This is a genomic window from Geodermatophilus sp. SYSU D01176 (assembly GCF_054050015.1).
The window spans coordinates 1-9,798 of record NZ_JBJGYN010000089.1 but is presented as its reverse complement, the minus strand read 5'-3'; the positions used below and the strand labels follow the sequence as shown (position 1 = coordinate 9,798).

The 9,798-nt window shown below is 77.1% G+C and carries 6 protein-coding genes; all 6 read left to right on the top strand.

Annotation, left to right across the window (positions count from 1 at the left end):
* Positions 1 to 96: 96 nt before the first annotated feature.
* The 6 genes from ACI78Z_RS24435 (at position 97) to ACI78Z_RS24410 (ending at position 9,705) form a co-directional block, all read left to right on the top strand.
* A complete protein-coding gene (locus ACI78Z_RS24435) occupies positions 97 to 849 on the top strand; it encodes a DUF6986 family protein (protein ID WP_457039132.1) in 753 nt (250 codons plus the stop codon).
* A gap of 33 nt (positions 850 to 882) precedes the next feature.
* The gene (locus ACI78Z_RS24430; RefSeq protein ID WP_457039131.1) at positions 883 to 5,991 is read left to right on the top strand and encodes a SpoIIE family protein phosphatase; all 5,109 of its coding nucleotides are present in this window, start codon (positions 883 to 885) and stop codon (positions 5,989 to 5,991) included.
* A 101-nt stretch (positions 5,992 to 6,092) separates the two neighbouring features.
* Positions 6,093 to 7,100 (top strand): anti-sigma factor RsbA family regulatory protein, encoded by a 1,008-nt coding sequence (locus ACI78Z_RS24425; RefSeq protein WP_457039130.1) that lies wholly within the window; start codon positions 6,093 to 6,095, stop codon positions 7,098 to 7,100.
* A gap of 32 nt (positions 7,101 to 7,132) precedes the next feature.
* Positions 7,133 to 7,633 (top strand): MarR family winged helix-turn-helix transcriptional regulator, encoded by a 501-nt coding sequence (locus ACI78Z_RS24420; RefSeq protein ID WP_457039129.1) that lies wholly within the window; start codon positions 7,133 to 7,135, stop codon positions 7,631 to 7,633.
* A 158-nt stretch (positions 7,634 to 7,791) separates the two neighbouring features.
* Positions 7,792 to 8,868: an ABC transporter substrate-binding protein gene (locus ACI78Z_RS24415; protein WP_457039128.1), complete on the top strand. Its 1,077-nt coding sequence runs from the start codon at positions 7,792 to 7,794 to the stop codon at positions 8,866 to 8,868.
* 27 nt (positions 8,869 to 8,895) lie between these two features.
* Positions 8,896 to 9,705: an ABC transporter ATP-binding protein gene (locus ACI78Z_RS24410; RefSeq protein WP_457039127.1), complete on the top strand. Its 810-nt coding sequence runs from the start codon at positions 8,896 to 8,898 to the stop codon at positions 9,703 to 9,705.
* Positions 9,706 to 9,798: the final 93 nt, after the last annotated feature.

The window sequence follows — 9,798 nt, the reverse complement described above, 5'->3', positions numbered from 1 at the left end:
CCCCCCCCCCCCCCCCCCCCCCCCCCCCCCCCCCCCCCCCCCCCCCCCCCCCCCCCCCCCCCCCCCCCCCCCCCCCCCCCCCCCCCCCCCCCCCCCCTGCCCAAGGTCACCGACGTCGAGCAGGTGCGCGCGTTCCTGCCGGTGCTCGACGCGCTGGAGGCCGCGCACGGCGTCGCCCTCGACCTGGAGCTGCAGGTCGAGACTCCGCAGGCGGTCGTCGGCCCCGACGGCGCCGTCACCGTCGCCGCCCTCGTGCACGCAGCCGGTCCCCGCCTCACCGGCCTGCACTCCGGCACCTACGACTACAGCGCCGCGCTCGGCATCGCCGCGGCCCACCAGTCCTCCGACCACCCGGCGCTCGACCTGGCCAAGCAGCTGATGCAGGTCGCCGTCGCGGGCACCGGGGCCGTGGCGGTCGACGGCTCGACCAACGTGCTGCCGGCCGGCGACCGCGCGCAGGTCCACGCGGCCTGGCGGGTGCACGCCGGCCTGGTGCGGCGGGCGCTGGAGCGCGGCCTGTACCAGGGCTGGGACCTGCACCCGGCCCAGCTGGTCACCCGCTACGCCGCCACCTACGCGTTCTTCCGGGCGGCGCTGCCCGCCGCGGCGGCCCGGCTCGGGGCCTACCTGGAGCGGGTGGACGGCGGTGTCCTCGACGAGCCGGCCACCGCGGGGGCGCTGGCCACGGTCGTGCTGCGGGGGCTGGACTGCGGCGCCCTCGACGACCCGGAGGTGCAGTCGGCCACCGGTGTCGACCGCACCGCGCTGGAGCGGATCGCCGGGCGCAGCGCGCGGATCGCCCCGCCCGCAACCGGCCGTGGCGACCCCCGACCTACCATCCCCTCGTGATGCCGTCCGCACCCGAGCGCGCGAGGAGGCTCGGTGACCGACGAGGCGGCTGACGCGGCGCTGCTGCCCATGGACGTCCGGGTGGCCGCGGCCGACTGGGCGGGGACGCCGGTTGGCCCGGCCGACGCCTGGCCGCAGGCGCTGCGGACGGCGTTGAGCATCTGCCTGTCCTCGCGGTTCCCGATGCTCGTGTGGTGGGGGCCGGAGCTGACGGTCTTCTACAACGACGCCTACCTGCCGCTGCTCGGCACCAAGCACCCGGCCGCGCTCGGCCGCCCCGCCTCGGCGGTGTGGGCCGAGGCCTGGGACGACCTCGGCCCGCTCGCCGAGCAGGTCATGTCCGGCGGCGGCGCGACCTTCTCCCAGGACCAGCGGCTGCTGCTGCACCGGCACGGCTACCTGGAGGAGACGTTCTGGACCTTCTCCTACAGCCCGGTGCCCGACGAGGACCGGGTCGGCGGCATCTTCATCGCGGTCACCGACACCACCTCGCGGATCCTCGGCGAACGCCGGTTGCAGACCCTGCGTGACCTCGGCGACGTCTCCACCGCCTCCGTGGGCACGATCGACGAGGCCTGCCGGGCCGCGGTCGCCGTCCTGGACCGCCACCGCGCCCCCGTGCCCTTCGCGGTGGCGTACCTGCGCGCGGACGACACCGGTGCGCTCCGGCCGGTGGCGTGGTCCGGGGTCGTCCCCGGGACCCCGGTCGCGGAGGGGGTGCTGCCCGGGCCGGAGGCCGACGCCGCGGTCCACCGGGTCGCCGCGGGCGGGCCGGCGGAGGTGGTCGGCAGGCTGCGGACGGCGGACGGGTCGTGGTTCCTGCCCTGCCCGGTCGGCGACTCGGCCCCCGACCAGGCCGTCGTCCTGCCGATCACCGTGTCCGGGACCGCCGAGCCGGTCGGCGTCCTGGTCTGCGGGGTCAACCCGTACCGGGCGCTGGACGCCGACTACCGGGGCTTCTTCGACCTCGTCGGCGGGCACGTGTCCACCGCCGTCACCGATGCCTCGGCCTACGAGGCCGAGCGGCGGCGCGCCGAGGCGCTGGCCGAGCTGGACCGGGCCAAGACCGACTTCTTCAGCAACGTCAGCCACGAGTTCCGCACCCCGCTGACGCTCATCGCCGGCCCGGTCGCCGAGCTGCGGGCCTCCCCGGCGGCCGCCGCCGACCCCCGGCTGCGGGAGGAGCTCGAGGTCATCGAGCGCAACGCGCAGCGCCTGGCGAAGCTGGTCAACACCCTGCTGGACTTCTCTCGCATCCAGGCCGGCCGCATCGACGCCCGCTTCGAGCCCGTCGACCTCGCCGCCACCACCGCCGAGCTGGCGAGCGTCTTCCACTCGGCCGTCGTCCGGGCCGGGCTGGACTTTACCGTCGACTGCGCGCCGCTGGACGAGCCGGTCCACGTCGACCGGGACATGTGGGAGAAGGTCGTCCTCAACCTGCTGTCCAACGCCCTGAAGTTCACCGCCGCGGGTGGCATCGCCGTCCGGCTGCGGCAGGACGGCGGCAGCGCGCGGCTGACCGTCAGCGACACCGGCACCGGCATCCCCGCCGACGAGCTGCCCCGCCTGTTCGAGCGCTTCCACCGGGTGGCCGACGCCCGCGGCCGGTCCGGCGAGGGCAGCGGCATCGGCCTGGCCATGGTGCGCGAGCTGGTCGGCCTGCACGGCGGCAGCATCGACGTCGAGAGCACCCCGGGGGCCGGGACGACGTTCACCGTCACCCTGCCGCTGGGCACCGCCCACCTGCCCGCCGACCGGCTGGCCGAGCCCGCCGCGGACGCGACGGCGGTGTCCCCGGCCGCCGTCCCCTTCGTCACCGAGGCGCTGCGCTGGCTGCCGGACGGCCCCGCTGCCGCGGACCCGTCCCCGGGCGTGGCCGGGCACGGGCCGGCGTCCGGCCGCGTGCTCGTCGCCGACGACAACGCCGACATGCGGGGCTACCTGCTGCGGCTGCTGGGCCCGCTCTACGACGTCCGGGCGGTGGCCGACGGCCGGCAGGCGCTCGAGGCCGCGCTGGCCGACCCGCCGGACCTCGTCGTCAGCGACGTGATGATGCCGGAGCTGGACGGCATGGGGCTGCTGGCCGCCCTGCGCGCCGAGCCGCGCACCGCCCGCATCCCGGTGGTGCTGCTGTCGGCGCGGGCCGGCGAGGAGGCGGCCGTCGAGGGCCTGGCCGCCGGGGCCGACGACTACCTGGTCAAGCCGTTCTCCGCGCAGGAGCTGCTGGCCCGGGTCGGCGCGCACCTCGAGCTCGGCCGGGTCCGGCGGGCCGCGGAGGCGCAGTTCACCGCGGTGGCCGACCTGGCCCCGGCGATCATCTGGGTGGCCGACCCCGACGGGCGCCGGGTCTTCGTCAACCGCGGCTGGACCGAGTTCACCGGCCGTCCGGCCCGCGAGGAGGTCGGCGACGGCTGGCAGCAGGGCCTGCACCCGGAGGACCGCGAGCGCTACGCCCAGGTCGTCGCCGCGGCGAGCGCGCGCCGCGAGGGCTGGGAGGTCGACGTCCGGCTGCGCCGCGCCGACGGCACCTACCACTGGATGCTGGAGCGGGCCGCGCCGATCGGCGCGGGTGACACCTCCACCGGCTACGTGGGCAGCTGCACCGACATCAACGCCCGGACCCGTGAGACGGCACGCCAGACGCTGCTGGCCGACGTCGGCACCGCGCTGGACCGCGAGACCTCGGTGGAGGGCCAGACCGACGCCCTGGCGCGGCTGGTGGTCGAGCGCCGGCTGGCCGACATGTGCACCGTCCGCCTCGTCGGCGAGGACGGCCGGCTCCGGTGGGCCGGCATCGCCGGGGCCGACGGCGAGACGGCCGCGGCGCTCGCCGCGGTCGACCCCGACCAGGGCGCGGGCCCGGAGGTGGTCCGCACCGGACGCTCGGTGCTGCACGCCGCCGGGCTGCCCGGCTCCCCGGACGACCTCCCCCCGCTCGCACGGCTGCTCCCCATGGCCTCGGTCCTCGCCATCCCGCTCACCGTGCGCGGGCGGGTGCTCGCCGTCCTCGGGCTGGGCCGCCGGGCCGACGCGCCCCCGTTCACCGAGGACGACCGCAGGCTCGCCGAGGAGATCGCCGCCCGTGCGGCGCTGGCCGTGGACAACGCGGTGCTGCTGGCCGAGGAGCGGGGCGCCGCGCGGCGGCTGGCGCTGCTGCAGCGGGCGACCGCCGAGCTGTCCGCCGCGACCACCCCGCTGGAGGTCGCCCAGGTCGCCGGTGGCCACGTCCGCGCCCTGACCGGCCCGGACAGCCGGGTCGCGGTCTACGAGGTCGACCCCTCGCACCGCGCGCTCTCCGCCCTGGCCATCGACGGCGGCAGCCCGGCGGGCCTGGAGATGTGGCGGACCCTGCCGATGTCGGCGCCGCTGGTCGCCACCACCGCCGTCTCCGAGCGCCGTCCGGTGTGGGTCGAGGACGTCACCGCGGAGCCCCCCGCTCCCCGCGAGCTGGCCCCGGAGCTGGCGGCGTCGGCCCGGGACTTCGGGCTGGCGGCGGTCGCGGCGCTGCCGCTGGCCGCGGCCGGCCGCGTCGTCGGCGTCCTGTCGATCGCCTGGCCCACGGTCCAGCGCTTCCCGGCGACCGACCGGGCGATGCTGCTCGCCGTCGCCGAGCAGTGCGCCCAGGCCCTGGACCGCGCGCGGCTGTACCGGGCCGAGCGGGGCATCGCCGAGACGCTGCAGCTGAGCCTGCTGCCGGCCCAGCTGCCCGCGCTGGAGCGGCTGGCGCTGGCCGCGCACTACCTGCCCGGCGCCGAGGGCACCCAGGCCGGCGGCGACTGGTACGACGTGGTCGAGCTGACCGACCACCGGGTGGCGATCGCCGTCGGCGACGTCGTCGGGCAGGGCCCGTCGGCCGCCGCGGTCATGGGCCAGCTGCGCAGCGCGCTGTCGACCGCCCTCCTGCAGGGCTGCAGCCCGGCGGAGGCGCTGGAGCTGCTGGACCGCTTCGCCACCCGGCTGCCCGGCGCGCTGGCCTCCACCGCCGCCTGCCTGGTCGTCGACGGCACGGCCGGCACGGTCACCTGGGCCCGGGCCGGCCACCCCCCGGCGATGCTGGTCACCCCGGACGGCGCGCAGCTGCTCGACGGCGCCGGCTCCGGCACCGTGCTGGGTGCGCCCGGTCGGCGCCCGTACACCGAGGGCACGGTCGGGATCGCCCCGGGCGCGACGCTGCTGCTGTACACCGACGGCCTGGTGGAGCGCCGCGGCGAGGTCCTCGACGACGGGCTGGAGCGGGTCCGGGCGGCCGCGGCGCGGCACGCGACGGCGGATCCGGTCGGGCTGACCGGGCGGCTGCTCACCGAGGTGCTCGCCGACGCCGACCAGCCCGACGACGTCGCGCTCATCGCCGCCCGGCTGCTGCCCGGCCCGCTGACCGGGCGGCTGCCGGCCGACCCGCGGCGGCTGGCGGGGGTCCGCCGGGCCGTGATGGCGTGGACGGCGGCGGCCGGCCTGCCCGAGGACACGGCCGAGGACCTGCAGCTGGCGCTGGGCGAGGCGCTGGCGAACGCGGTGGAGCACGCCTACGCCGCGTCCGCCGACGATGGGGAGTGCAGTTACCGGGTGGCCCGCGAGGCCGACGGCAGCGTGCGGGTCGACGTGCGCGACAGCGGCCTGTGGCGGCCCCCGCCGGCCGACCGGGGCTACCGCGGTCGCGGCCTGGAGCTGATCCACGCGCTGGCCACCGACGTGGAGGTGGCGCACGACCCCGAGGTCGCCGGCACGACCGTCCGGTTCCGGATCGCCCCCGCCGTCCCGGTCCCCGAGGTCCGGGTGCAGCGCCGCACGGCGGGTCCCCGGCTGGACGGCGGCGCGGCGGTCACCGTGCACGAGGAACCGGGCGGGCCGCGCCTGGAGGTCCACGGCGAGGTCGACCTGGCCACCGCCGCGCGGGTGCGGCACGAGGTGCTCCAGCGGCTGGACCAGCTGACCGGGGGGTCGGTCGCCACCCTCGACCTCCGCCCGACCGGCTACCTGGCCAGCGCCGGCGTCGGGCTGGTCCTGGAGGCCGTGGCCCGCGCGCGGGAGGCCGGCGTCGAGCTGCGGGTGCGGACCCGGGAGGGGACGCCCCCGGCGCGGATCCTCGCGCTAGCCGGGGTCGACGGGCAGGCACCCGACGTGCCGGTCGCCCCGCCCGCATGACGGCGGGCGCACCCGGCCCCCCGGGCGCGGGGCCGGCGGCACGTGTACCAGGATGGCGCAGCACGAGGCCGGAGTCCCCGGCCGGAGGAGGACCGGTCGAGGTGGACGAAGCGGTGGGCGGGGACGTGGCGCCGGCCGCGCTGCCCGAGCCGCGGAGCGCAGCCGCCCGCCCGGTCCTGTCGCGGCACGCCGCGGCGGTGCTGCGCGGTGAGGCCGACCTGCTGGCCGTCGCCCTCCCGTTCCTGGGCGCCGGCCTGCGGGCGGGCGACGTGGTCGCGCTGAGCTGCCCTCCCGACGTCACCGCGGTGCTGTGCGCGGAGCTCGGTGAGCGCGCCGCGCGCGTCCGCGACGAACCGGGGCTGAGCCTGCTGGGCGCCCGGGCGCCCGACGCGCTGGCGTACGCCCTGCGGATCGCCGACCAGGGGCCCGGCAGCGGTCAGCTGCGTCTCCTCGCCCTGGCCGACTTCGGGCCGGGCCCCGCCGGCTGGCGCGAGGGGGTCCGGTTCGAGTCGGCGGCCAACCGGGTCCTGCAGGGCGCGCCGGTCGACTGGCTCTGCCTCTACGACCGGCGCCGGCTGCCCGCGGCCGTGGTGGAGACCGCCGCCGCCACGCACCCCCACCTGGTCCACGACGGCGCGTGGGCGCCCAGCACGGCGTACCGCGACCCGGCCGACTACCTGCCGAGCCTGCCCTGGCCGCGCGAGCCCGTCGAGGACTCGGCCCCCGTGCTCGCCCTCGACGACGCCCCCAGCCTGGTCGGGCTGCGGCACGCGCTCGGCCGTGTCCTCGCCGTGCGGGTGCCCGACCGCGAGCAGCGGGAGGACCTCCACCTGGCCGCCGCCGAGGTCGCCGCCAACGCGTTCCGCCACGGCGTGCGGCCGGTCTCGGCCCGGGTCTGGGCCGACGGCGACCGGCTGGTCTGCGCCATCACCGACTCGGGGCGCACCTTCGCCGACCCGCTGGCCGGCTTCCGCCCCGCCCACGGCGCGGACCTCGGCCGCGGTGGCATGGGGCTGTGGCTGGCCCGCAAGCTCTGGGACTCCGTCGACCTGCTGCCCGGGCCGGACGGGCTCACCGTCCGGCTCAGCACCCGCCTGCGCCCGGCTTGACGCCGTCGATACCTCACTGCTGAGGTACCGGCGTGGGGGACGCCGTCGACCAGATCCTGGCCCAGTGGGCCCGGGAGCGGCCCGACCTCGACTGCAGCCCCATGGGGGTCGTCGGCCGCATCTCCCAGCTCCAGCGGGAGGTCTTCCTCGCCCAGCGGGCCACCTTCGCCCGCCACGGCCTCGACGTCCCCTCGTTCGACGTGCTGGCCGCCCTGCGGCGGGCCGGCGCCCCGTACCAGCTGACCCCGACCGCCCTGATGCGCACGGCCCTGGTCACCTCCGGCGCGATCACCCAGCGGCTGGACCGGTTGGAGGAGAAGGGGCTGATCACCCGGGAGCGCAGCGAGGCCGACGGGCGGGCCGTCGTCGTCACGCTGACCGAGGCCGGCCGGGCGGCCCTGGACGCCACCCTGCCCGACCACCTGGAGACCGAGCGCCGGCTGCTGGCCGGGCTCTCCGGCGACGACCTCGAGACGCTCGCCGGCCTGCTGCGCCGGCTGCTGGTGGCGTTGGGGAGGGTTCCGCAGCAGTAGGGACGTCGGCCCTGCAGCGCGTGCACCGGTAACCGAGGGCATGTGCCCAGCGAGGACACGCGGATCCGGAGTGTGCCGATCATCCCCATCAACCCGATGGACATGGCGTGGGTCTAGCGTCCTCCCCTCGATGCACGCCGAGAGCCGGGAGGACGTCGATGCACTCCACCTCCGTCCGGACCCCGGTCCGCCTCCTCGCCGCTCTGGCGGCCGCGTTCCTCGTCCTCACCCTGGGGGCCTGCGGCGGGTCCGGTGACCCGGCCGAGGCCGCGGCCCCGGAGGAGCTGCGGCTCGGTTACTTCGCCAACGTCACGCACGCGGCGGCGCTGATCGGCGTCGAGCAGGGCCTGCTGCAGGAGGAGCTGGGGGACACCCGACTGGTCACGCAGGTCTTCAACGCCGGCCCCGACGAGGTCGAGGCGCTGTTCGCGGGCGCCATCGACGCGGCCTACATCGGCCCCAGCCCCACGATCAACGCCTACGGGCAGAGCGACGGCGACGCCATCCGCATCATCGCCGGGGCCGCGTCCGGCGGTGCGCAGCTGGTCGTCCGCGAGGGCATCGACTCCCCCGACGACCTCCGCGGCACGACGCTGGCCACCCCGCAGCTCGGCAACACCCAGGACGTCGCGCTGCGCACCTGGCTGACCGAGCAGGGGTTGGAGAACAGCCTGGAGGGCCGCGGTGACGTCACGATCAGCCCGACGCCCAACAGCGACACCCTCAACCTGTTCCGGTCCGGAGAACTGGACGGGGCCTGGCTCCCCGAGCCGTTCGCCTCGCGGCTGGTGGTCGAGGCGGGCGGCCGGGTGCTGGTGAACGAGCGGGACCTCTGGCCGGGCGGCGAGTTCGTGACGACGCACCTCATCGTCCGCACCGAGTTCCTCGAGCAGCAGCCGGAGGCCGTGGTGGCGCTGCTGCGCGGACACGTGGCCGCGGTCGAGTTCGCCCGAGGGGACGCCGCAGCGGCCCAGGCCGCCGTCAACGCCGGCCTGGAGCAGTCGGGCAGCCAGCCGCTGGCTCCCGAGGTCATGGAGCGGGCGTGGACCGAGCTGACGGTGACCTACGACCCGATCGCCTCGGCGCTCGAGCAGTCCGCGGCGGACGGTGTGGCCGCCGGCACCACGGAGACCGAGGTGGACCTGGGCGGCATCTACGACCTGCGACCGCTCAACCAGGTGCTCGGAGAACAGGGCCTCGAGGCGGTCTCCGCCGGGGGCCTGGGCGAGGAATGACCGTCCGACGGAGGGAGAGGCGGCGACATGGCTGCTGAGACGTCGACCGTGGGAGTCCGGGCGCCGCTGACCGGCGAGGTCGCCGTGGCCGCGCGGCCGGAGACGGCGGTGCGGGTAGAGGGGGTCTGCCACGTGTTCGGGCGCGGCCAGCCGCCGGTCCTAGAGGGGATGCACCTGCAGGTGCGCTCCGGTGAGTTCGTCTGCCTCGTGGGCGCCTCGGGCTGCGGCAAGTCGACTTTGCTGAACCTCCTGGCCGGGCTCACCGAACCGACCAGCGGCCGGGTCGAGGTCAGCGCCCGGCGGCCCGCGCTCATGTTCCAGGAGCCCGCGCTGCTGCCCTGGCTGACGGCGTCGGGCAACGTGGAGCTCGCCCTGCGGGCCCGTGGTGTGGGCCGCGCCGGACGCCGGCAGCGGGCGCAGGAACTGCTGGAGCTGGTGAACCTGGGGGGTTCGGCCGGCAAGCGGGTCCACGAGCTCTCCGGCGGCATGCGGCAGCGCGTGGCACTGGCGCGCTCGCTGGCGCAGGACAGCGCCGTCCTCCTCATGGACGAGCCGTTCGCGGCGCTGGACGCCATCACCCGCGACGTCCTGCACCAGGAGCTGACGCGCGTGTGGGCCGAGCAGCGGTTGTCGGTCGTCTTCGTGACGCACAACGTCCGGGAGGCGGTCCGGTTGGGTCAGCGGGTGGTCCTCATGGGGTCGCGCCCCGGTCGTGTGGTGCGCGAGTGGGACATCGACATCACCCACCCGCGGACCATCGAGTCGCCGGGGGTCAGCGCGCTGGCCGCGGAGATCACCGGGGAACTGCACGCGGAGATCAGTCGCCATGGCCGGTGAGCCGGAGGTCCTCGTCGGCGTCCGGGACCCGGCGGACCTCGAGTCCCCCCGCACCCGCGCTGTCGAGGCCGGTCTCGACGCCCTCGACAGCGC